Genomic DNA, 22,236 nt, shown 5'->3' with positions numbered 1-22,236 from the left:
GCATGTCCCTGCCCGCTCAGAACGCTTCGTCGAACGCCACCTCGCCGCTCACGCCGACCTGGTAGGCCGACACGCGCCGCTCGAAGAAGTTGGTCAGCTCCTGCACGTCCTGCAGGTCCATGAAGCCGAACGGGTTGCCGACCTCGTAGGCTTTCGCGTAGCCCAGCCGCGACAGGCGCTGGTCGGCGCAGTACTCCAGGTACTGGCGCATGTCCTTGATCGACAGCCCGGCCACGCCACCCGACAGCACGTCCTGCGCGAACGCCACCTCGCACTCGATCGCCTCGGCCAGCATCGCGCGGATGTCGCGCTCCAGGCCGGCGTCGAACAGCTCCGGCTGCTCCTTGCGCACCGTGTCGATGACCTCGAAGGCGAAGTTCATGTGCATCGATTCGTCGCGGAACACCCAGTTGGTGCCCGAGGCCAGGCCCGGCAGCAGCCCGCGCGAGCGCAGGTAATACACGTAGGCGAAGGCGGCGAAGAAGAACAGGCCCTCGATGCAGGCGGCGAAGCAGACCAGGTTGAGCAGGAACTGCCGCCGCTGTTGCGGCGTTTCGATGCGCTGCAGGCCCTGGATCGAATCGATCCACTTGAAGCAGAACCCGGCCTTGCGCCGGATCGAGGGAATGTTCTCGACTGCGGCGAATGCCTTGGTGCGCGCCTCGGGATCGGGCAGGTAGCTGTCGAGCAGGGTCAGGTAGAACTGCACGTGCAGCGCTTCCTCGTACAGCTGGCGCGAGAGGTACATGCGCGCCTCGGGCGAGTTGATGTGCTGGTAGAGGTTGAGCACCAGGTTGTTGGAGACGATCGAGTCGCCGGTGGCGAAGAACGCCACCAGGCGTTCGATCAGGTGGCGCTCGGCGTCGCCCACCTTGTTCGTGAGGTCGTTGACGTCGAGCGAGAAGTCCACCTCCTCCACCGTCCAGGTGTTGCGGATCGCATCGCGGTACATCTCGTAGAACTTCGGATAGCGCATCGGCCGCAGCGTCAGCTCGAAGCCCGGGTCCAGCAGTCTTGGGGTGCTCACTGGCAGGCCTCGCAGGATTCGGGGTTCTCCAGCGAACACATCAACGCCGCGTTCGCGGCCGTGGTGTCGCCCACCGTGGTCTTGTTGATCTTCGTCGCCGGCCGCGAGCGCAGGTAGTAGGTGGTCTTGAGGCCCCGCTTCCAGGCGTGCATGTACATCGAACTCAACTGGCCGATGTTCGGGTTCTCGATGAACAGGTTCAGCGACTGGCTCTGGTCGATGAACGCACCGCGATCGGCGGCCATGTCGATCAGCGCGCGCATCGGCAGTTCCCAGACGGTGCGGTAGACCCGGCGGAGCGCTTCCGGGATCTCCTCGATGCCCTGGATCGAACCCTCCGCGAGCTTGATGCGGTCGCGCATCTGCGGGGTCCAGTGGCCCAGCTGCTTGAGCTCCTCGACCAGATGGCGGTTCACCACCAGGAAGTCGCCCGACAGCGTCTCGCGCTTGAACAGATTGCTCACCTGCGGCTCGATGCACTCGTAGCAGCCGGCGATCGAGGCAATTGTCGCGGTCGGGGCGATCGCCACCAGCAGCGAGTTGCGCACGCCGTGGCCCTGGATGCGCTCGCGCAGGCGCTGCCAGCGCTCCGGGTCGGTGGGTGCCACGCCCCAGGCCTCGAACTGGAATTCGCCGTCATGCAGGCGGGTGTCGGGAAAGCCCGGGTGCGGGCCGTGCTCGAGCGCCAACTCCAGCGACGCATTCAGCGCGTGGAAGTAGATCTCTTCGGCAATGCGGCGCGACAACTCGCGCGCCGGTGCGGAGTCGAACGGCAGGCGCAGCTTGAAGAACACGTCCTGCAGGCCCATCGCGCCCAGCCCGACCGGGCGCCAGCGCAGGTTCGCCGCGCGCGCGGTCTGGATCGGGTAGAAGTTCAGGTCGATGACGCGGTCGAGCTGGCGAACCGCCAGGCGCACGGTTTCGGCCAGCTTGCCGTAGTCGAACCAGGGGCGGCCCTGCTCGTCGCGCGCGACGTGCTGCCCCAGGTTGATCGAGCCCAGGTTGCACACCGCGGTCTCCGACTGCGAGGTGACTTCCAGGATCTCGGTGCACAGGTTCGACAGGTGCACGACGTTGCCCGGCTTGGCCGTCTGGTTGCAGGCGCGGTTGGACTTGTCCTTGAAGTTCATCCAGCCGTTGCCGGTCTGCGCCAGCGTCCGCATCATCCGCGCGTACAGCTCGCGCGCGCGCAGCGTCTTCTTCGCCAGCCCCGCGGCCTCGGCCTGGGCGTAGGCGCGCTCGAAGGCCTCGCCCCACAGGTCGGTCAGCTGCGGCACGTCGTGCGGGTCGAACAGCGACCACTCGCCGTCCGCCTCGACCCGGCGCATGAACTCGTCCGGGATCCAGTTCGCCAGGTTCAGGTTGTGCGTGCGCCGCGCCTCGTCGCCGGTGTTGTCGCGAAGCTCCAGGAACTGCTCGACATCGGCGTGCCAGGGCTCCAGGTACACGCAGGCCGCGCCCTTGCGCTTGCCGCCCTGGTTGACCGCCGCCACCGAGGCGTCGAGCGTCTTGAGCCACGGCACGATGCCATTGGACAGCCCGTTGGTGGAGCGGATCAGCGAACCGCGCGAGCGGATGCGGGTGTAGCTCAGGCCGATGCCGCCGCTGAACTTGCTCAGCTTGGCCACGTCCATGTAGCGCGCGTAGATCGACTCCAGCGAATCCTCGGGCGAGTCGAGCAGGAAGCAGCTGGAGAGCTGTTCGTGCGTGGTGCCGGCGTTGAACAGCGTCGGCGAGCTGGGCAGGTAGTCCAGCTCGGCCATGCGCCGGTACAGCGCCAGCGTGTCGTCGATGGTCTCGCTCAGCGCGCTGGCGATGCGCAGGAAGAACATCTGCGGCGACTCGATGACCTTGCGCGTCTTCGGGTGGCGCACCAGGTAGCGGTCGTAGAGCGTGCGCAGGCCGAAGTAGTCGAAGCGGCGGTCCAGGCCGGTGTCGAGCGCGTCGTTGAGCTTGCGCGCATGGGTCTGGGTGAATTCCAGCAGGCGGTCGTTGATCAGGCCCAGCTCGTGGCCGCGGGCCACCGACTGCGAGAACGCGTGGATCTCCTGGCCGCCGACCTCCTTGGCGATCACCTGCGCCAGCAGGCGTGCCGCCAGCCGGCCGTACTCGGGCTCCTCGGCGGTCAGCAGCGCGGCGGTGCGGATCGACAGCTCGTCGAGTTCGGCGGTGGTGGCGCCGTCATAGAGGCCGGAAATGGTGCGCGTGGCCACGCGCATCGGGTCGACCGCGTGCAGCCCATCGGCGGCGCGGGTGATCGCTCGCACGATCTTGCCGAGGTCGACCGGCTCGCGGCCGCCGTGGCGCTTGGTGACGCTCATGCCGCCGGCATGGTGCGGCGGGGTCAGCGTGAGGGCTGGCGCGTCGGGCTCGACACCCGGCGTGGCCGGGGTGTTCTGGATCGGGACAAAGCGGGTGCCGGCGTCGGCTTCGGCGAGGGTCGTGTCGGATGTGGTCATGTGCGGCTCCATGCGATGCACGGGTCGCGGCCCGTCCCTCGCAGGACCGCGGATCGAGCCGATGCCACGACAGGCCACGCGCCGCTCCCGGATGCCGGGAGGGCCTCACGCCTGCGGCGGCACCCCCTCGGGCGCCGGGCCTTCACGTGTGGCGACGGGACGACACGGCCACGGGCGCCTGGCCCGTCGCATCGTCCGGCCGCTTCCCCGCGGAAGCCCTGTAGCCGGTACCGCGCGTGTGTGCTTCACGCGGCTGTCGGCAGGTCTTCGGGCTCATGGACATGGGCGGGCCGGGGCCTGCTCCACCTACTTGCCGGGCTTCCCGGGGCAGGGCCCCAGTGCCGTGTTCGGCGTTCGTTTCCACCTACCGCTGCGGGGCAGCGTCGGCATTGGCCCGGGGGCCGCACCGACTTCCCTTTTAATCCACTGGCGCACGCCAGCGGGACCGACGGACACAAGATAGTGGGGTCGATCGATCGCGTCAACGCGAGATGTAGCGTCAGGCGGCGAACTCGGCCGGCATCGGTTCCAGCGGCGGCGGGGCCCGGTGGCTGGTCACCCAGCGGCGCGGGGAGCGCATGAAATGGCGTACCTGCTCCAGTTCGCCGCCCAGCACGTTGAGCGTCAGCGCCGGCTGCGTGGCGCTCAGGTTGCGGCAGCGGTGGGCATAGGCGTCCTCGCGCTCGAACCACAGCGCATCGCCCGGGCCCAGCCAGGTGCGTCGATTGCTGCCAGCCAGCGGGCCGTCGGGACCCAGCGTCCACGACTCCACTTCCAGCGCGCCCTCGACCAGGACGTCCACGCCCCACAGGGCGCCGTGGTCGTGCAGTTCGGTCCAGGCGCCGCCCGGAAGGCAGTGCAGCTCGGCCGTGGCGCCGAAGCGATCGCGGCCGTAAAGGCGCCAGCGCGCCTGGCGATTGCTGCAGCGTGCGTAGGCCCGGGCCAGGCCATCGGCATCGGCGCGGATCTCGGCCCCCAGCGTGCGGGCCAGCACGGCCAGGTCGGGGTTGGCGGACATCAGGTGGGTGCGCAGGCTGCTGCGCAGCCGGTCGGTCAGTGCGTTGGACATTCCGTGTCACTCTCGGGTGGTGCAGGGGAGAACGCAGACGCGGGGGCGTTGCGGCCGTGGAGAGAGTAGACGCCCGGCATGTGAAAGCACCGGGAAAACGCCGTTTCAGGCGGGTTTCAGCTCAGCGGCGATTCAACTTCGCCGGCCCCGCCCAGTCTCAGGGACGGTGCTCGAGCGCCAGGTACTGGGCCGACTGCATCTCGACCAGGCGCGAACCGGTACGCTCGAACTCCTTGTGCAGGCGCTGGCCGTTGTACAGCGACACCGCGTCGGCGTCGGCGGACAGCACCAGGTTCACCTGGCGGTCGTAGAGTTCGTCGACCAGGTGAACGAAGCGCCGCGCCGCGTTCTCGTTGCGTTCGTCGAAGTCCGGCACGCCCGACAGCAGGACGGTGTGGAAGTCGCGCGCGATCTCGATGTAGTCGGCCACCGCGCGCGGACCGTCGCACAGCTCGGCGAACTCGAACCAGACCACGCCTTCGGCCATCGCCCTGGGTTCTAGCACCCGGCCGTTGACCTCGAGCGGACCCTCCAGCAGGGGCGCCTCCGCGGTCAGCCGGGTCCAGGCCGCGGCCAGTGCCGCTTCGGCTTCGGAGTCGAGGGGCTGGTGGTAGACCCCGCCGGCGGTGAGCTGGCGCAGCCGGTAGTCGCGGGGGCTGACCAGCTCCAGCACCTCGCAGTGCTGTTCGATCAAGGCGATGGCCGGCAGGAAGCGCGCTCGCTGGAGGCCGTCGCGGTACAGTCCGGCCGGCTCGATGTTGGAGGTGGTCACCAGCGTGACGCCGCGCTCGAACAGGCCCTCGAGCAGGCGCCCGAGGATCATCGCGTCGCCGATGTCGCTGACGAAGAACTCGTCCAGCACCAGCAGCCTGGCCCGCGCGGCGATCTCCGCGGCCACGCCGTCGAGCGGGTCGCTGCGTTCGCCGGCTGCCGCCAGCTGCGCGTGCACGTGCTGCATGAAGCGGTGGAAATGGATGCGCCAGCGACGCCGCACCGGCGCCTGCGCGAACAGCAGGTCGACCAGGAAGGTCTTGCCCCGACCGACCCCGCCCCACAGGTACAGCCCGCGCACCGCGTCGGGCGGGCGGAACTTCGCGGTCAGCCGGCGCAGCGGGCCGCGGCGCCGGGCCCGGGCCAGCTCGGCATGGATGCGGTCGAGGGCGTCGAGCACCGGGCGTTGGGCCGGGTCCCGGGTCCAGCGGCCGTCGTCCACGCCGGCCGCGTAGGTCTGCGACGGGGGCGTCGCGGCGTCACCGGCCACGGCGGCGTGCTCGCGGCCACCCATGCTCAGTCGGCGTCGGAGGGGGCCGGCAGGTTCTTGCGCACGCCGTTCTTTATCGCACCGCGCAGGTCCATCAGCCGGCGATGGAAGAAGTGGCCGGTCTCCGGCATCTTCACCAGCTGGGGCTTTTCCGCCAGGTCGTCGATCCAGCGGTAGACCTCGTTCGGGTCCACGATGTCGTCGTCCTCGCCCTGGATGACCAGCCACGGGCACTCGGGCACCAGCACGGCGGAGAAGTCCCAGCGCCCGGCCGGCGGCGCGATCGAGATCATCTGCCTGACCGGCAGGTGGCGCGCGCCGAGCAGGCTGATGTAGGCGCCGAAGCTGAAGCCGGCCAACCACAGCGCGTGGTTGGGCAACACCTTCTGCACCCACTCGGCCACGGCCAGCAGGTCCAGCGTTTCGCCGCGGCCCTCGTCGAACTCGCCCTCGGACTCGCCGACACCACGGAAGTTGAAGCGCACCGTCTTGGCACCCAGCTCGCGCAGCGCTCGTTCGGTGATCGTGACCACCTTGTTGTGCATCGTGCCGCCTTCGACCGGCAGCGGGTGGCAGATGATCGCCACCACGTCCAATGCGCACTCGGGCTCGGGCAGGTCGACGGCCACCTCGATGCGCCCGGCCGGGCCATCGATGAAGAAGGTGCCGGCCTCGTTGGGAAAGCGGTCGTGGTGCTCGCTCATAGGCTGGGTCATCGCTTCAGGTCGGCCAGTGTACCCGAGCATACGGTCCGGTACACCGGGCCGCTCAGGGGTCGATTCCGAGCAGCAGCGGGTCGTGGTCGGAACTGCGCCAGGCCCGTCTGGAGTCGTCGCTTTCGTAGCCGAAGCCCGCATGTTCGTCGGCGTTCGCGTGCCATATCGCGGCATCGCGCACCCGGTCGAGCCGGCTTTCGTGCACCAGCGCATGGTCCAGCCGCCCGGACAGGCCGTTGAACACATAACTGTAGGGACGCTCCATGCCGGCGGCGAGCAAGGCGTCCTGCCACCCCCGCGCCTGCAGCGCGCGAAGCGGATCCTCTTGTCCGTAACTGTTCAAATCGCCGAGGATGATCGTATTTTCGCTACCGATACCTGCAGGATCGCTGTCGATCCAGTCCGCCAGCGCCTCCGCTGCTGCGACCCGGTGCGCGTTCCAGCAGGCCTGGCCATCGGCCTGGTCGGCGTCTCCCGGACGGGCCTGGGGGTGGGCTGCGTCGGGGCATCCGCCCTTGGACTTGAAATGGTTGGAGATGACCAGCCAGCTGCTCCCCTCGCTGGTCTGGAAGGCCTGGCCCAGCGGTGGCCGGCTGCCCCAGGCGAAGACCGGCGCGGCACTGCTGAGCGGTGCGCCGTGCGGACGCACCCGTGAGCTGCGGTAGATGAGTCCCACCCGGATGGCATCGTTGCCGGGGCCCGGACCGTAGTCGACGTGGGACCAGTCGCGCACCGGGCCGGCCGCATTGAGCGCGTCCACGAAGCCCGCCAGTGCGGTGTCGTCCCCGCGGCCGTCGTTCTCGATCTCGCTGAGCGCGACGATGTCCACGTCCAGTGCCTGCAGCGTCGCCACGAGCTTCGCCTGCTGGATCGCGAACAGCTCCGGCGTGGGGGCGCCGCGTTCGGTCGGGAAGCCACCCCCACGGCCGTCGCCATTGAACAGGTTCTCCAGGTTCAGCGCGGCCAGCTGCAGGCCCCCCTCGATCCGGGGCGGGACCGGCCGCCCGGCCTGTTCGGCGATCTCCAGCGGCTGCGTCGGGATCAGGCGGTAGTGCCCGCGACGCCGGTCCACCACGCCGGTCACCGGCCCCAGCATCGAACCCACGCGCAGCGGCGCGGAGTGATCCGGCGGGTCCGGCAGGTAGGCGATCGCGCCCGGCCACTCGGCATCGCTGCCGTCGTCGAGCAGCAGTCGCACCCTGGCATTGCGTCGTGCTTCCTCCTCGGCCGCGGGGCCGGGTGGATGCAGTTCGGTCGGCTGGTAAAGGCGGCCGTCGAAGCTGGCGACCAGTTCCCCGAAGCGCAACAGGCCGCCGTTCCCGCTGACCGTCAGGGGTGCTTCGATGCGCACCAGCATGCCTTCCAGCCGGGCCCAGTCGCCCGGATCCGTCGGCGGTGCCTGGACAAGGGCCGGGACCACGCTCGCCCGACCGAGGTCGCCCAGCCCATCGGCACGGATCGCGGTGAGGGTCTCGCCGTCGCGGCCCAGTTCGAGCACCTCGCCCTGCACCTGCACCCGTTGGCCCGGCTGCACGTGCGACAGGTCGGCGAGGCCCCGGACGACGAACAGGCCGTTGGACGTCGCCGGGTCGCCGTCGTCCTCGTCCGGCGCGGACTGCATGAAGAAGCCGTCCAGCCCCTCCAGGAAGGTCGCGGTCACCACACCCTCGACGCGCACTTCCGCGCCCAGGTGGGGGCTGGTTTCAGCGCTGCCCTGCACCTCGCCGATGAGCAGCACCCGTGCCTCGCGCTCGGGGGCCGTGCACGCCGCCAGTGCGAGCACCAGCGTCGACGCGAGGGAAGCAGCCAGGGCCACGCGCGGTGGAAGCGTCATTTAATGCTCCGGAAACGAAGACGCCGCCCCGAAGGGCGGCGTCGCAAACAGGCCGGGGAAGCCCGCAGCTTACTGCAGGTTGTCGACCATCCAGACCACGGTGACTTCCACCTGCTCGTCGGTGAGCGACGGGTTCCCGCCGCGCGGCGGCATGATGCCCTGCTCGCCCTGGAAGCCCTCGATGGAATGACGTACCAGCGTCTCCATGCCCTGGGCGATCCGGGCGGTCCACTCCGCGCGCACCATCCGCGGGGCGCCACCGGCGCCGGAGGTGTGGCAGGCGCCGCACAGCTGCTGGTAGATCACTTCGCCGTCGGTGGTGCCGCCGTAGGCCACCTGGGTGGCGGCGGCCGCACGCGCCTCGTCGGCTGCCGCCGCCATCGCCGCGGCGCCGGTCTCGCCGGCGTACACGCCGCCCACCGGGCGGATGCGCTCGATCACGCGCTGTTCGGCCACCGGACTGGGCTCGGTGGCGCGGTTGGCGTGGATGATCAGCGCGGTGACGATCAGCAGCGCGGCCACGATGGCCAGCGCGATGATGACCATCGTGAAATTCTTCAGGAAGTGCATGTCGGTGTTGCGCACGGAAGCCACCTTGGGCCGGGCGCACGGCCCGGACATTGATCAAAGAGCGCGATTATAGCCACCCCGGGCCGGTCGAGTGAACACACGCGCCCGCTGGCGGTCGATCGGCGGGGTCGCCGGTTCGTTCAGGTTGATCTAGGAATTTGTCCAATACCAATGCCCGGATGGACTCCCTAGACTTCGCTTCGACGGTGGAAGGGAGCGTGGACCCCGCCAGCGTCGCAAGGATCAGGGCTCAGGCCCCACGCGCCAAGGATGGCGCTTTTCTTTGCCCGCCAGGGACGGCTGGCACCCACGCCCTCCTCCGCCACGCCCTCCTCCGATCAACCCCGCACGACACGCGATGACACGCCGCCGCCCCCGGTGGGGCTGCCCGCGTGCCTGCGCCCGTGGGCTCAGCCGATCAGGCCGTGACGGCGGGCGATCTGGTGCAGGTCCAGCGGGCCACGCGCGCCCAGCTTCTGCATCACGCTCAGGCGGTGCACGTAGACGGTCTTCGTCGTGATGCCCAGCGCACGGGCGATGTCGGCCGGCGTGTCGCCATGGGCGAGGCGTACGAACACCGTGTGTTCGCGGGCGGTCAGCCCCGGCAAGGCCGAGTCGTCGACCGCGTCGTCCTCGAGGCGCTCGGCCAGGCCGGCGCTGAGGTAGACCTCCCAGCGGCAGGCCGCGGCCAGTGCCGCCGGCAGTTCCTCGGCCCCGGCCCCCTTGGAGACGAAACCACTGGCACCGCGTGCCAGTGCATCGCGGGCGAAGGACGGGCCGTCATGCATGCTCAGCACCACGACCTTGAGCGCGGTGTGGGAGCGCACCACCGCGTCGAGCACCTCCAGGCCCTCGCCGTCGGGCAGCGACAGGTCCAGCACCAGCACATCGATCCCGTTGAGCGCCCCCTCGGCCAGGGTTTCGGCCGCGGTGCCGAACTCGCGGTCCACGATCATCGTGCCGTCGGACTCGATCAGCTGGCGGAAGCCTTCACGTACGATGGGATGGTCGTCGCAGATCGCGACATGGATACCGGGCGGGGTCGGGTGGGGGCTCATGGGGGCACAGCAATGACGGCACGCGGGCAAAAGGTCAAGTTCGCGTTGTGGGTCGTCGCCTACGTGCTGGCCTGGGTGGCCCTGTTCCAGTTCGCGCGCGAGGTCTGGTTCCTGCCCGCCGGGCTGCGCCTGGCCGCACTCTGGATCACGCCGCGGCGGCACTGGGTGTGGCTGGCGCTGGGCGACTTCGCCGCGATCGCGATCATCAACCTGCTGACCCTGGAAGTGGTCGACGCCTGGACGATGGTCGCCCTGGTGTTCCTGCCCTGGCCGCTGTACGCCGCGGCGGTCCTGCTGCTGCGCCCGGGCAACCCGCCGGGCCCGCCGGACTCGCCGCTGGCGATGGCGCGCCTGCTGGGAGCCGGCCTGGTCGGTGCGATCCTGGTGGCGCCGCTGATCTCCACCTTCCACGGCCCGGTCGCCTACCAGAACCCGGGCCTGGCGAGCGCGCTGGGCCACCTGTTCGGCGATTTCGCCGGCCAGCTGATGCTGGCGCCGCTGATAGTGCTCGCGGCGCTGGGCACGTTGGAGCGCATCCGCTGGAAACTGCTGGGCCGCGATGCGGTGCTGAGCCTGGTGCCGACCGCCATCCTGGCCGCGGTGCTGCTGCTCAGCCACGAGGACGACGTGGTCTTCGGCTACCTGCTCAGCTTCGCCCCGCTACTGTTCCTGGCCTTCCGCCACGGCTGGGTGGGTGCCGCCTGCGGCGTGGCCGGCATGGGCGTGCTGCTGGAGTTCGCGTTCCACCTGCATCCCAGCGCCGTGATCCAGACGCCGCTGCAGATCGGCCTGGCGGCCACGGCGGTGTGTGCGCTGGTGCTGGGGGCGGCGATCACGGCACTTCGCCAGAGCCATGCGCTGCTGGCCGAGCGCAATCGCGCGCTGGTCGACTCCAACCAGGCGCTTGGCGCGATGACCAGCGAGATGCGCGACATGGCGCGGCGGCTCAGCCGCCTGCAGGAGCAGGGGCAGCGCGAGCTGGCGGCCGAACTGCACGACGAGCTGGGCCAGGCGGTCACCGCGCTGGCGACGCGGCTGAGCCTGGCGCAGCGGCGTGGCCGCGAGCCCGAGGTCGAGGCGCTGCTGGGCTCGCTTCGGCTGCAGGCGCAGCAGATCCATGAAAGCCTGCGCCGGGTCCTGCGCCAGCTGCGACCGGCGGTGCTGGACGCCTATGGCCTGCAACGCGCCTTGTCCGAGGGCCCGCTGCGCGACCTGCTGGCCGATGCCGGCGTGCGCCTGGAGACCTCGTTGATCGGCGATGTCGATGCGCTCGACGAGGACGCGACGACGGCGATCTACCGCATCGCCCAGGAGGCGGTCACCAACTGTGTCCGCCATGCCAATGCCAGGGCCTTCGAATTGCGCCTGTGGGTCGGGCGCAGCGAGGTGCGGGGCAACTTCAAGGTGCTGCTGGTGCTCAGCGACGACGGCGTCGGAATCCCGGCGCAGGGCGCAGGCGAAGGCCTGGGGCTGGGCGGGATCCGCACCCGCGTGCTGGCACTGGGCGGCGCCTACACCTTTCGAACCGGTGCCGACGGCACCCGCCACGAGATCGAGTTCGGCTGCGCCGGGTCGTCCACGCGCTGACCCGGTCCGGCAGCTACCAGACGAAACCGTCGAACGGCTGCACGTCGACCTCCGCGCCGTCCTCGAGGGATCCCGAATCCTGCGGCACGACGATGAAGCAGTTGGCGCGGATCATTGAACTGAGTATTCCCGAACCCTGGCGGCCGGCGCTGGCGACCACCAGCCGGCCATCCTCGCCGTGCCCGAGGATGCCGCGCGAGAACTCGGTGCGCCCCGGCTTCTTGCGCAGGCCGCCCTGCAACGTGGCGCGCAGGGTCAGCGGAGGGCGCGGCGCCATGCCCATCATCCGCTGCAGCGCCGGCTGCACGATCTGGTGGAAGGTCGCCATGACGGAGACCGGATTGCCGGGCAGGCCGAAGAACCAGCATCGGTCGATGCGGCCGAACGCCAGTGGACGGCCCGGGCGCATCGCGATCTTCCACAGGTGCAGTTCACCGATCCGCTTGAGCGTCGGCATGACATGGTCGGCGTCGCCGACCGACACGCCACCGGACGTGACGATCGCATCGCAGCGCGCGGCGGCGTCGCGGAACAGCCGCTCCAGCGTCTGCGGGTCATCGCCGGCACGCCCGAGGTCGACCACCTCCACGCCGAGCCGCCACAGCATCGCGCCCAGCGTGGCGGAGTTGGAGTCATGGATCTGGCCCGGCGCCAGCGGCTGGCCAGGCGGGACCAGCTCGTCCCCGGTGGCCAGCACCGCCACGCGCGGGCGGCGGTACACGAGCGCGCGGTCATGGCCGATCGAGGCCAGAACGCCGATCTCCGCGGCCCGCAGCAAGGTGCCCGGCCCCATCACCTCGGCACCCAGCGGGATGTCCTCGCCGGCCGGCCGGATGTTGTCGCCCGGGCGCGGCAGGCGGGTGAAGCCGATCCGGCCATCCGGGTCGACGGCCACGTGCTCCTGCATCACCACGGTGTCGGCACCCTCGGGCACCGGAGCGCCGGTGAAGATGCGCACCGCCTGCCGTGGGCCCACCTGGCCCTGGAAAGGATGGCCGGCATAGATCGTCGCGATGACCTCCAGCCGGACGTCCTCGGCCAGGTCGTCGGCACGCAATGCGTAGCCGTCCATCGCCGAGTTGTCCGCGCCAGGCACGGCGATCGGCGAGCTCACCGCCTCCGCCAGCACCCGGCCGGGAAGCTGCGCCAGCGCAACCACCTCGGTGTCGGTTACCGGCGCCACCAGCGCCGACAGGCGTTCACGCGCTGCCGCCACGGGAAGCGCCTGTCCGGCGTGCCCGTCGCTGCAGTCGTCCATGCCGGACACGCCTTCCGGCGCGGGGGTCTGTCGTGCCACGTCCTTCACTCCGGTGCCATTGATGTGGGGGTTAAGATGAAGCAACACCCGGGTGAACGCGAGTACCGCGTCGCGCCCGTGCCCCGTCAGCCAGCAGGGAGTCGACGATGGATGCCGATGCACTGAACATGCAGATCCGCAAGTTCCTCAAGCAGGTGGGCGTCACCTCCCAGCGCGAGATCGAGCAGGCGGTGCAGGCAGCGGAGGCGGCGGGCACGATCGCCCCCGGCAGCGTGCTCAAGGCGCGCATGACGCTGCAGGTCGAGGGCCTCGACCTGACGCACCGCGTCGACGGCGAGCTGCGGATCGAGTGAGCCGGTGAGCACCGCCTTTCCCGGTCGCATCAACCGCGGTGGCGACGGCCTGCCGGTCGCGCTGGCGATGCATGTCCGCGCGCCCGGCGATCGTTTCGAACACTGGCGCGTGGATGGCGTGCTTGCCGGTGCGGCGTTCGCGGCGGCGAAACGCTCGATGCAGGTGCTGCGCGAGGATTCCGCCGGGCGCCACGTGCTGTGGCGCGGCTTCGTTCTGCGCCTGGACCCGCTGCGCAGCCCCGACTACGTGCTCAACCTCAACAACGCCCAACCGCTGCTGTTCGTCGTCGCGCGCTACCACGCCGACACCGGCCTGGAGCCGCTGCAGGTGACGGCCAGCCTGGACGAGGCGCAGGCGCTGGACTCCACCGACCTGCGCGGTGCCGACGAACACGTGCTGCAGCTGCCGATGCCTCCCGACATCGGCATGCGCGTGGCCGCCTTCACCCAGGAACACTACCGGCCACCCGAGCGCAAGGGTCGCCGACGCCGGGGGCCACGCGATGGCGCGTGAGTCCGATCCCACGTTGCCCGGGGGCGAGCCCCTGTTGACGCGCCTGCTGCGTCGGCGGGTCGATCAGCCGGACGGGCCCGAGTCCGCCGGTCGTGAATCCGAGGAAGCCGATGCAAGTGCGGCAGCTGCATCCGGCGCCGCGAACTCCACCCAAAGCGCGGCATCGGCGGCCCCGGCGGCAGAAGAAGCGCCCCCGCCGTCGCGCATCGATCCCAACAGCGGCCGACCGATCGACGAACTGGTCGATGCCGACCTGCCCGCGATCGACAGCATCGGCCCGGACAGCGACGTGCGTGCGTTCCTGGGCCGCAACATCTCGCCCGAGCTGCGCCGCCAGGCCCTGCGCAAACTCTTCCACCAACCCAAGTTCAACGTCGTGTGCCTGTGCGCGGAGTACGCCGAGAACTACAACAACTTCACGCCGATGGGCGCGATCGTGCCGCACGACATGAAGCGGCAGATCGCGGTGCAGGCCGAGCGGCTGGCGCGCAAGGCGCTGGAAGCCGAGGCCGGATCCGGCGCGGCGAGCGGCACCGGGGCAGCCGCCGCGGCGGCACCCGGGGCGCCGGAACCGCGCGTCGAAGGCACGGTGCAGCGTGAAGGCGGAGAGCCTTCGACCAAAGTATTAAGCGACGCCGGAGCGGCGCCATCCGATGCGCCACGGCCCGCTGTGGACAAGCCGCAGCGCGGCTGAGCGCAGGCCCTTCACATCGCTGCGGGCGTGGCCTTTGCATGTCGATCACGGGGGCCGGGCCACCCTCGGCTTGCAAGTGTCATGCCCCGGGACTGTAATCGGGAGACACGCCAGAAACGGTAGCAATGAGCACGCCAGCCACCGACATCGATGCACCGGTCTACAGCGACTGGGCCTGGTCCGACGACACCGTCGCAGCCGGGCAGTCGGGCGCGCGTGCCGCGGCCTTGGCGGCGCTGTCCACGATGCAGTCCGAGCCGACCTCGCTGGTGTCCTACCAGTCGCGCGGCTGCGTGCTGGTGATCGGCCCGCTCGATGCGGCCTGGTCGGCGGCGCTGCAACTGCCTGCCTCGATGCGCCGCGTCGTCCTGGCCGAACCCGGCGAGGAGCCCCTGCCTGACGGTGCGCGCGAAAGCGAGGACCCGGTGCTTGTCCGCGCACCCCTGGCCGGCCTGCGCGGACACCTTGGCGAGTTCATCGCCGAGGCGAAGGGGGCCGGCGGGGAAACGATCGACCTCGCCGCGCTGTATGTCTCGCCCAAGCCCCGCTTCGACCTGGTCCTCGACCTCGGGCGCACGCCTGCCCTGGCCCAGGTGCGACCGCCTCTGGGCTATTTCCGGGTCGGGCGCGACACCGATGCGCTTCGCTCGGCACTGGCGGAGATCCCCGACCTGGTCGGCGAGTTCGAGAAGCCGCGGTTCTTCAACTACGACCCCGCCATCTGTGCCCATGGACGCAGCGGGCTACGCGGCTGCACCCGCTGCCTGGATGCCTGTTCGACCGGCGCGATCCGATCGCTGGGCGACCTGATCGAGGTCGACCCCTACCTGTGCCAGGGCGATGGCGGCTGCACCACGGTATGTCCGTCCGGCGCGATCAGCTATGCCTATCCGCCCCCGCGCGACCTTCTGCAGGCGCTCAAGGCGATGCTGGTGGCCTACCGCGAAGCAGGGGGACAGGCGCCCCGGGTCCTGTTGCACGACGCCGAAGGCGGACACGACCTGCTGCGCGCACACGCAGCGCAGCTGCCAGGCGATGTGCTGCCCCTGCAGGTCGAGGAGATCACCGCGGCAGGGCTGGATGTGTGGCTGAGCGCGATGGCCTATGGGGCCGACCGCGTCGGGCTGCTGCTCGGCACGGCGCGGGCCGATCACGAGGCGTCCACGCTGGCGCTGCAACTGCGCATCGCCGAGTCGCTGATGACCGGCATGGGCCACGCGCCGGGACGCATCGGCACCGTCGACGCGGCCTCCTTGGCGGACTGGTGCACGCCGGAGCCCGCGCAGGTCGGCCATGCGCCGCCCGCCGGTTTCGATACCCACAATGACAAGCGCGCGACGCTGCGCCTGGCCCTGGCCCACCTCCACCGCACCGCGCCGGCGCCGCAGGCGGCCGTCGCGCTGCCGGCTGGCGCACCGTTCGGCGAAGTGCGGGTCGACACCGCGGCCTGCACGCTGTGCATGGGCTGCGTGTCGGTGTGTCCCAGCCACGCGCTGACCGACGGCGGCGAGACGCCGCGGCTGGACTTCACCGAAGACCTCTGCCTGCAGTGCGGCCTGTGCGAGCGGGCCTGCCCCGAGCAGGCCATCACGCTGGCACCGCGCTTCGTCTACGACTTCGAGGTGCGGCGCCAGCCGCGCGTGCTGAACGAGGAAGAGCCGTTCTGCTGCGTGGCCTGCGGCGAGCCCTTCGCCACGCCCAGCGTCATGGAGAAGATGGCGCAGCGCCTGCAGGGCCATCCGCTGTGGGCCGACGAGGCCACCCGGGCCCGCATGCAGATGTGTGGCGACTGCCGGGTAAAGGACATGATGCGTGCGGACATCGCGAAATTCCGCGACACGGGGACGACATGAGCAACCAGGCCGCCAACGCCGAAGCGCCGGGCGTGGCCCCGGTGCATGAACCCGACCAGCTGCGAGCGTCGACCTACCGGCTGCTGGGTTTCCTGCTGTCGGGTCCCCCGCCGCAGGAATTGTTGAACCAGCTCGCGACCCAGGTGCAGCCGGGCGACCAGGGCCGAGCGATCGAGCGCGCCTGGGCACAGCTGCGCGATGCCGCCGGCGAGCATCCGGCGCGCCAGTGGGAGCGCGAATACAACGCGCTGTTCATCGGCGTGGGCGAGGGTGAGTTGATGCCGTACGGCTCGTGGTACCTGGCCGGACGGGTCATGGACAAGCCGCTGGCGAAGCTGCGCGGCGCGCTGAAGATGCTGGGCATCGAGCGCCAGCCCGGTGCCGGCGAGCCGGAGGACCACGTTGCCGCGATCTGCGAGGTCATGGCGCTGTTGGCCGAGGACCCGCGGATGAGCATCGAGGGACAGCGCGAGTTCTTCGCCGCGCACGTGCAGGGATGGCTGCCGAGATTCTTCGAGGACCTGGACAAGGCCAAATCCGCCAATGCCTACCGCTCGGTGGCGGCGGTCGGGGCGGCCTTCATCGCCTTGGACGGGCAGTACCTGTCGATGCTCGCGTGAGCAGCGACGAGACAACACCGGAGGTGGACGACATGAGCAAGCAAGAGCACAACCCCGATGGCCTGCCGAGGCGCGAGTTCCTGCGCCGCAGCGTCAGCCTCGTCGGCGCGGCCGGTGCGGGCCTGGTGGTCGCCTCCGCCCATGCCGCCGGCGATCCGGTGGCGCCTGCCCCGGCGATGCCGGAGGGTGAGGCGGGGTACCGGGAAAGCGAGCACGTCAAACACTATTACCGCATGGCCGACTTCTAGGCGACGCGTGAGACCGACCGGCCGCGGGATGGCGGCCGTCGAAGGTTCGAAGGGTTCCGGCCCTGCACCCCTGGATGTCCGGGGCAGTCCGGTGAGCAGCGGCTGAGGAGGGACAGCAATGAAACTGGTCAAGAAGAATGGTGCCGTCGATGCGGCGGTGGCGGGAGGCTTGCTCGGGCGCAGCATCAGCCGGCGACGCTTCCTGCAGGGATCGGGCCTGGCGGCCGGCGGCGCGGTTGCGCTGGGCCTGCTGCCCACGACGCTGGTGCGGCGCGCGAACGCGGCCGACACGCGCACCCCGATCGATCGCAACAGCGAGATCACCCGGGTCAAGACGGTCTGCACCCACTGCTCGGTCGGCTGCGGCGTCATCGCCGAGGTGCAGAACGGTGTCTGGGTCGGCCAGGAGCCGAACTTCGACAGCCCGATCAACCTCGGCTCGCATTGCGCAAAGGGCGCCGCGCTGCGCAACCACGGCATGAGCACCAAGCGCACCAAGTACCCGCTCAAGAAGGTTGCCGGGGAGTGGCAGCGCATCAGCTGGGAGCAGGCGATCGACGAGATCGGCGACCAGCTGCTGCGCATCCGCGGCGAGTCCGGCCAGGACGCGGTCTGGTTCGCCGGATCGTCCAAGGCCAGCAACGAGGGCGCCTACCTGCAGCGCAAGTTCGCCGCCTTCTGGGGCTCGAACAACTGCGACCACCAGGCGCGCATCTGCCACTCCACCACGGTGGCCGGCGTCGCCAACACCTGGGGCTACGGCGCGCAGACGAACTCCTACAACGACATCCTCAACTCCAAGTGCATCATCATGTGCGGCTCCAACGCCGCCGAGGCGCACCCGGTGGCGATGCAGATGATCCTGCGCTCCAAGGAGCAGGGCGCGAAGATGGTGGTCATGGACCCGCGCTTCACGCGCACCGCCGCGCACGCCGACTATTACGTGCGCATGCGCTCGGGCACCGACGTCGCGCTGATCTTCGGCATCCTGTGGCACGTGCTCGAGAACGGCTGGGAAGACCGCGAGTACCTGGCCCAGCGCGTGTTCGGTTTCGACCGCGTTCGCCCGGAAGTGGCGAAGTGGACGCCCGACGAGGTCGAGCGCGTGACCGGCGTGCCCGGCGGGCAGCTGCTAGAGGTGGCGCGGATCATGGCCGAGAACCGGCCCGGCACCTTCGTGTGGTGCATGGGCGGCACCCAGCACACGATCGGCTCGAACTACGTGCGTGCCTACAACATCCTGCAGCTGGCGCTGGGCAACATCGGCGTGAGCGGCGGTGGCGCCAACATCTTCCGCGGCCACGACAACGTGCAGGGCGCCACCGACGTGGGCCCGAACCCGGACAACCTGCCCGGCTACTACCCGATCGCCGAAGCCGGTTGGCGCCACTGGACCAGTGTCTGGGACGTCGACTACGACTGGCTGGCGGCACGCTTCGACCAGCGCGAGTACGACGATGGCCGCGGCACGATGATCAAGCCGATGAACATGCCCGGCATCACCGTGTCGCGCTGGATCGACGGCGTGCTCGAGGACGGCGCCAACATCACCCAGTCCAGCCCGCTGCGTGCGGTGATGTTCTGGGGCCATGGCCCGAACAGCCAGACCCGCGGCCCGGAGATGAAGGCCGCGTTCGAGAAACTCGACCTGCTGGTCGTCATCGACCCCTACCCGACCGTGTCCGCGGTGCTGCACGACCGCCCCGACAACACCTACCTGTTGCCGGCGGCCACGCAGTTCGAGACCTCGGGCTCGGCCACGGCGTCGAACCGCTCGCTGCAATGGCGCGAGAAGGTGATCGAGCCGCTGTTCGAGCACAAGCCCGACCACGAGATCGCCTACCTGCTTGCGCGCAAGCTCGGTTTCGCCGATGAGATGTTCAAGAACATCGAGGTGCGTGGCACCGAGCCGGTGGTCGAGGACGTGCTGCGCGAGATCAACCGCGGTGCCTGGTCGATCGGCTACACCGGCCAGTCGCCGGAGCGCCTGAAGGAACACATGGCCCACCAGGGCCACTTCGACGTGCGCACGCTCAAGGCATCCGGCGGGCCGCTCGACGGCGAGACCTACGGCCTGCCGTGGCCATGCTACGGCACGCCGGAAATGAAGCATCCCGGCACCCACGTGCTCTACGACACCTCCAAGCACGTCCTGGAAGGCGGTGGTTGCTTCCGCGCGAACTTCGGCACCGAGTACGAGGGCGAGAACATCCTCGCCGAGGGCTCCTACCCGCTCGGCTCCGAAATCGAGGACGGCTATCCGCAGTTCAATTCCGAACTGCTCAAGCAGCTGGGCTGGTGGGACGAGCTGACCGCGGAGGAGCAGTCCGCGGCCGAGGGCAAGGCGTGGACTACCGACAATTCCGGCGGCATCATCCGCGTCGCGATGGCGCACGGCTGCATGCCCTTCGGCAATGCCAAGGCGCGCGCGTTCGTGTGGAACTTCCCGGATCCGGTGCCGCTGCACCGCGAGCCGCTGTACACGCCGCGCTACGACCTGGTCGGCGACTACCCGACCTACGAGGACCGCAAGGCGTTCTTCCGGCTGCCCACGCGCTGGGCGTCGGTGCAGGCCACCGACTACTCGGGCGACTTCCCGCTGGTGCACACCTCCGGGCGCCTGGTCGAGTACGAAGGTGCCGGCGAGGAGACGCGTTCCAATCCGTGGCTGGCCGAGCTGCAGCAGCACATGTTCGTCGAGATCAACCCGACGGATGCGAACAATGCCGGCATCCGCGACGGCCAGGACGTGTGGCTGGAGGGCCCCGAGGGCGGCCGCATCCGCATCAAGGCGCAGGTCACCCAGCGCGTTGCCGCGGGCACGGTGTTCACGCCGTTCCACTTCGGCGGCCACTTCCAGGGCGAGGACCTGCTGCCGAAGTACCCCGAAGGCTCCGCACCGTACACCCGGGGCGAATCGACCAATACCGCGACCACCTACGGCTACGACGCGGTCACGATGATGCAGGAAACCAAGACCACGCTTTGCCGCGTGGTGGCGGCCTGAGGCTCACGAGGAGATAGACCATGGCACGCATGAAATTCCTTTGTGACGCCGAACGCTGCATCGAGTGCAACGCCTGCGTCACCGCCTGCAAGAACGAGCACGAGGTGCCCTGGGGCGTGAACCGCCGCCGGGTCATCGTGCTCGACGACGGTGTCCCGGGCGAGAAGTCGATCTCGGTGGCCTGCATGCATTGCACCGACGCGCCCTGCGCGGCGGTGTGCCCGGTGGACTGCTTCTACACCACCGCCGACGGCATCGTGCTGCACGACAAGGACCTGTGCATCGGTTGCGGCTACTGCTTCTACGCCTGTCCGTTCGGTGCACCGCAGTACCCGAAGCAGGCGGCCTTCGGGGTGCGCGGCAAGATGGACAAGTGCACCTACTGCGCCGGCGGCCCGGAGGCGACGCATTCCGAGGCCGAACTGACCAAGTACGGCACCAACCGCATCGCCGACGGCAAGTTGCCGCTGTGTGCGGAGATGTGCTCGACCAAGGCGCTGGTGGCCGGCGACGGCGACGTCATCGCCGACATCTACCGCAAGCGCCTGTTGCGCCGCGGTGGCCGGCCGCAGACCTGGGGATGGGAGTCGGCCTACGGCGCCGGCGTCGGTTGATCCACGGCGGGGCCCGCCGTCCGGCGGGTCCCGGTTTCGAACACGGGAGGAGTCGAACATGAAGATCCGCCATGTGCTGGCCGTGGCCACCGTCCTTGCCGTCCTCGGCCTGGCGGCCTGCGGCGACACCACGTTGCACGAGCCCGGGGTCTACAAGGGTCCCAGCGACCCGGAAGCCGGGGAGGAAGCGGCCAATGCGCGCGCGGAGAAGCTGCGTGAGCGGGCGATCCTGGCCCATAGCGACCGATAGGGGGAGTTCCGATGGACACCGGAAATGATGCCGCCACCCGGCTGATGCGCCGGCGCCGGTCGATGGGCTGGTCGATCGTGCTGGTGCTGGCGCTGGCGATGCTGTTGCCGGCCACGGCCTATGTCGTGCACTTCACCACCGGTGCCGCCCACGCCCAGCAGCCGGTCCAGCAGCCCGCGCCGCCGGCCGAGGCGCCTCCGCCGATCGATCCGGCCGCGCCGCCGGTCGAAGCCGAGCCGGCGCCGCGCGCCTGGGACCCGGCCGGGCCGAACCCGCGCTCGGAAACCTGGCGCCACGCGCGCGCCGATGGCGCGGGCTACGTCGCGGCCAGTGGTCCGTACACGGTCAACACGCTGATCAACAATTCCGGCCAGAACTGGCGGCAGCTGCGCATGGGCCCGGTGCACAACATCGGGGGCTGGTTCCTCGTGCTGGTGCCGCTGGCCATCCTCGCCTTCTTCCTGATCAAGGGCCGCGTGCCCATCGAGGGTGGGCGTGCCGGCGTGACGATCAAGCGCTGGAGCCTGTTCGACCGCACGCTGCATTGGTTCACCGCGATCACGTTCATCATCCTGGCCATCACCGGCCTGTCGCTGTTGTTCGGCCGCACCGTCCTCATCCCGCTGTTCGGCCTCGCCGGAAACGCGGCCTGGGCCAACATCGCGATGAACGTGCACAACTACGTCGGCCCGGTGTTCTCGATCGGCGTGCTGGTGATGATCGTGAAGTTCATGGCGCTCAACATTCCGCGCCGCCACGACCTGGAGTGGTTCAAGCGGGGCGGCGGCATCGTCGGCGACGACCATCCGCCTGCCGGCTTCCTCAATGGCGGCGAGAAGATCTGGTTCTGGGGCGGCGTCTTCTTCCTCGGCCTGGTCGTCATCGTCAGCGGCTTCGTGCTCGACTTCCCGCAGTTCGGGCAGTCGCGCTCGACCATGTCCGCCGCCCACCTGTTCCACGCAGTCGCCGCGGTGGCGTGGATCTGCTTCGCGATGGGCCATATCTACATCGGCACCTTGGGCACCGAGGGCGCGCTGGAGGGCATGACCACCGGCGAGGTCGATGTGAACTGGGCGCGCCAGCACCATGACCTGTGGCTGGAAGACCTGCAGCGCGAGGGCAGCGTGCCGCCACCGCCGCGCGCACCGACGCCACCCCCGGGGCAGCCCGAACCCGACATCCGCTGAGGCGGCTACCCCGAGTGCAACCCGACGGCCCGCAACGGGGCGTCGAACTTTCCAAGG

20 protein-coding genes and 1 riboswitch are annotated in these 22,236 nt (G+C 69.8%); of the genes, 11 read left to right on the top strand and 9 right to left on the bottom strand.

The annotated features are described in order from the left end of the window. Positions 1-16: 16 nt before the first annotated feature. The 8 genes from FU658_RS09120 to FU658_RS09085 all read right to left on the bottom strand — a co-directional run bounded on the left by FU658_RS09120 (position 17) and on the right by FU658_RS09085 (position 9,994). Entirely contained in the window at positions 17-976 is a 960-nt protein-coding gene (locus tag FU658_RS09120; protein WP_147891812.1) for a ribonucleotide-diphosphate reductase subunit beta, read from the bottom strand. A gap of 47 nt (positions 977-1,023) precedes the next feature. Further along, entirely contained in the window at positions 1,024-3,348 is a 2,325-nt protein-coding gene (locus tag FU658_RS09115; RefSeq protein ID WP_147891811.1) for a ribonucleoside-diphosphate reductase subunit alpha, read from the bottom strand. A 379-nt stretch (positions 3,349-3,727) separates the two neighbouring features. Then, a riboswitch (cobalamin riboswitch) is annotated at positions 3,728-3,951 on the bottom strand. Between the two features lie 34 nt (positions 3,952-3,985). After that, complete coding sequence (locus FU658_RS09110) at positions 3,986-4,555, bottom strand: cupin domain-containing protein (RefSeq protein ID WP_147891792.1); 570 nt, start codon at positions 4,553-4,555, stop codon at positions 3,986-3,988. A 157-nt stretch (positions 4,556-4,712) separates the two neighbouring features. Beyond that, positions 4,713-5,840, bottom strand: coding sequence for a cell division protein ZapE (gene zapE, locus FU658_RS09105; RefSeq protein ID WP_147891791.1), 1,128 nt, complete (start codon positions 5,838-5,840; stop codon positions 4,713-4,715). A gap of 2 nt (positions 5,841-5,842) precedes the next feature. Further along, on the bottom strand, positions 5,843-6,520 hold the full coding sequence (locus FU658_RS09100) for an alpha/beta hydrolase (RefSeq protein WP_147891790.1): 678 nt from the start codon (positions 6,518-6,520) through the stop codon (positions 5,843-5,845). 64 nt (positions 6,521-6,584) lie between these two features. After that, the gene (locus tag FU658_RS09095) at positions 6,585-8,366 is read right to left on the bottom strand and encodes an ExeM/NucH family extracellular endonuclease (RefSeq protein ID WP_147891789.1); all 1,782 of its coding nucleotides are present in this window, start codon (positions 8,364-8,366) and stop codon (positions 6,585-6,587) included. A 69-nt stretch (positions 8,367-8,435) separates the two neighbouring features. Then, positions 8,436-8,951: a c-type cytochrome gene (locus tag FU658_RS09090; RefSeq protein ID WP_147891788.1), complete on the bottom strand. Its 516-nt coding sequence runs from the start codon at positions 8,949-8,951 to the stop codon at positions 8,436-8,438. 395 nt (positions 8,952-9,346) lie between these two features. Then, the gene (locus FU658_RS09085; RefSeq protein WP_147891787.1) at positions 9,347-9,994 is read right to left on the bottom strand and encodes a response regulator transcription factor; all 648 of its coding nucleotides are present in this window, start codon (positions 9,992-9,994) and stop codon (positions 9,347-9,349) included. Positions 9,995-10,006: 12 nt separating this feature from the next. On the opposite strand from FU658_RS09085, the gene FU658_RS09080 reads away from it, so the two are divergent. Further along, complete coding sequence (locus FU658_RS09080) at positions 10,007-11,581, top strand: MASE1 domain-containing protein (RefSeq protein ID WP_187266028.1); 1,575 nt, start codon at positions 10,007-10,009, stop codon at positions 11,579-11,581. 13 nt (positions 11,582-11,594) lie between these two features. Here the strand turns inward: FU658_RS09080 and moeA are convergent, their stop codons facing one another. Further along, positions 11,595-12,878: a molybdopterin molybdotransferase MoeA gene (moeA, locus tag FU658_RS09075; protein ID WP_222708396.1), complete on the bottom strand. Its 1,284-nt coding sequence runs from the start codon at positions 12,876-12,878 to the stop codon at positions 11,595-11,597. 107 nt (positions 12,879-12,985) lie between these two features. Between moeA and FU658_RS09070 the strand changes: the two genes are divergently transcribed. From FU658_RS09070 to FU658_RS09025, 10 genes are all read left to right on the top strand, one after another. After that, a complete protein-coding gene (locus FU658_RS09070) occupies positions 12,986-13,192 on the top strand; it encodes a DUF6494 family protein (protein ID WP_147891785.1) in 207 nt (68 codons plus the stop codon). 4 nt (positions 13,193-13,196) lie between these two features. Next, the gene (locus FU658_RS09065; protein ID WP_147891784.1) at positions 13,197-13,706 is read left to right on the top strand and encodes a DUF3305 domain-containing protein; all 510 of its coding nucleotides are present in this window, start codon (positions 13,197-13,199) and stop codon (positions 13,704-13,706) included. Between the two features lie 34 nt (positions 13,707-13,740). After that, a complete protein-coding gene (locus tag FU658_RS09060; RefSeq protein ID WP_187266027.1) occupies positions 13,741-14,400 on the top strand; it encodes a DUF3306 domain-containing protein in 660 nt (219 codons plus the stop codon). 125 nt (positions 14,401-14,525) lie between these two features. Further along, positions 14,526-16,253, top strand: coding sequence for a 4Fe-4S binding protein (locus FU658_RS09055; RefSeq protein ID WP_147891782.1), 1,728 nt, complete (start codon positions 14,526-14,528; stop codon positions 16,251-16,253). Beyond that, entirely contained in the window at positions 16,250-16,873 is a 624-nt protein-coding gene (locus FU658_RS09050) for a TorD/DmsD family molecular chaperone (protein ID WP_147891781.1), read from the top strand. The genes FU658_RS09055 and FU658_RS09050 overlap by 4 nt, the downstream gene beginning before the upstream one ends. Positions 16,874-16,905: 32 nt before the next feature. Then, positions 16,906-17,121, top strand: coding sequence for a hypothetical protein (locus FU658_RS09045; RefSeq protein ID WP_222708395.1), 216 nt, complete (start codon positions 16,906-16,908; stop codon positions 17,119-17,121). A 118-nt stretch (positions 17,122-17,239) separates the two neighbouring features. Then, the gene (locus tag FU658_RS09040; RefSeq protein WP_147891780.1) at positions 17,240-20,128 is read left to right on the top strand and encodes a formate dehydrogenase subunit alpha; all 2,889 of its coding nucleotides are present in this window, start codon (positions 17,240-17,242) and stop codon (positions 20,126-20,128) included. A 20-nt stretch (positions 20,129-20,148) separates the two neighbouring features. Continuing rightward, entirely contained in the window at positions 20,149-20,742 is a 594-nt protein-coding gene (fdh3B, locus tag FU658_RS09035; protein WP_147891779.1) for a formate dehydrogenase FDH3 subunit beta, read from the top strand. Positions 20,743-20,800: 58 nt separating this feature from the next. Continuing rightward, positions 20,801-20,992: a hypothetical protein gene (locus FU658_RS09030; protein ID WP_147891778.1), complete on the top strand. Its 192-nt coding sequence runs from the start codon at positions 20,801-20,803 to the stop codon at positions 20,990-20,992. Positions 20,993-21,003: 11 nt separating this feature from the next. After that, positions 21,004-22,179 carry a formate dehydrogenase subunit gamma gene (locus tag FU658_RS09025; protein ID WP_147891777.1) on the top strand — a complete coding sequence of 392 codons (1,176 nt, stop codon included), beginning with the start codon at positions 21,004-21,006 and terminating at the stop codon, positions 22,177-22,179. The last annotated feature ends 57 nt before the right edge of the window (positions 22,180-22,236 follow it).

The sequence above is a fragment of the Alkalisalibacterium limincola genome, assembly GCF_008017755.1.
Lineage (GTDB): Bacteria > Pseudomonadota > Gammaproteobacteria > Xanthomonadales > Xanthomonadaceae > Alkalisalibacterium > Alkalisalibacterium limincola.
The sequence above is the reverse complement of the archived record's forward strand: the minus strand, read 5'-3'. Positions and strand labels throughout refer to the sequence as shown.

Excerpts from the sequence above, each read along its gene's own strand:
- FU658_RS09045 (WP_222708395.1), top strand. The coding sequence starts at position 16,906 with ATGAGCAAGCAAGAGCACAACCCCGATGGCCTGCCGAGGCGCGAGTTC.
- FU658_RS09025 (WP_147891777.1), top strand. The coding sequence starts at position 21,004 with ATGGACACCGGAAATGATGCCGCCACCCGGCTGATGCGCCGGCGCCGG.
- FU658_RS09070 (WP_147891785.1), top strand. The coding sequence starts at position 12,986 with ATGGATGCCGATGCACTGAACATGCAGATCCGCAAGTTCCTCAAGCAG.
- FU658_RS09085 (WP_147891787.1), bottom strand. The coding sequence starts at position 9,994 with ATGAGCCCCCACCCGACCCCGCCCGGTATCCATGTCGCGATCTGCGAC.
- FU658_RS09055 (WP_147891782.1), top strand. The coding sequence starts at position 14,526 with ATGAGCACGCCAGCCACCGACATCGATGCACCGGTCTACAGCGACTGG.
- FU658_RS09095 (WP_147891789.1), bottom strand. The coding sequence starts at position 8,366 with ATGACGCTTCCACCGCGCGTGGCCCTGGCTGCTTCCCTCGCGTCGACG.
- FU658_RS09080 (WP_187266028.1), top strand. The coding sequence starts at position 10,007 with ATGACGGCACGCGGGCAAAAGGTCAAGTTCGCGTTGTGGGTCGTCGCC.
- zapE (WP_147891791.1), bottom strand. The coding sequence starts at position 5,840 with ATGGGTGGCCGCGAGCACGCCGCCGTGGCCGGTGACGCCGCGACGCCC.
- FU658_RS09110 (WP_147891792.1), bottom strand. The coding sequence starts at position 4,555 with ATGTCCAACGCACTGACCGACCGGCTGCGCAGCAGCCTGCGCACCCAC.
- FU658_RS09030 (WP_147891778.1), top strand. The coding sequence starts at position 20,801 with ATGAAGATCCGCCATGTGCTGGCCGTGGCCACCGTCCTTGCCGTCCTC.
- FU658_RS09115 (WP_147891811.1), bottom strand. The coding sequence starts at position 3,348 with ATGAGCGTCACCAAGCGCCACGGCGGCCGCGAGCCGGTCGACCTCGGC.
- FU658_RS09100 (WP_147891790.1), bottom strand. The coding sequence starts at position 6,520 with ATGAGCGAGCACCACGACCGCTTTCCCAACGAGGCCGGCACCTTCTTC.
- FU658_RS09040 (WP_147891780.1), top strand. The coding sequence starts at position 17,240 with ATGAAACTGGTCAAGAAGAATGGTGCCGTCGATGCGGCGGTGGCGGGA.
- FU658_RS09050 (WP_147891781.1), top strand. The coding sequence starts at position 16,250 with ATGAGCAACCAGGCCGCCAACGCCGAAGCGCCGGGCGTGGCCCCGGTG.
- FU658_RS09120 (WP_147891812.1), bottom strand. The coding sequence starts at position 976 with ATGCGCTATCCGAAGTTCTACGAGATGTACCGCGATGCGATCCGCAAC.
- fdh3B (WP_147891779.1), top strand. The coding sequence starts at position 20,149 with ATGGCACGCATGAAATTCCTTTGTGACGCCGAACGCTGCATCGAGTGC.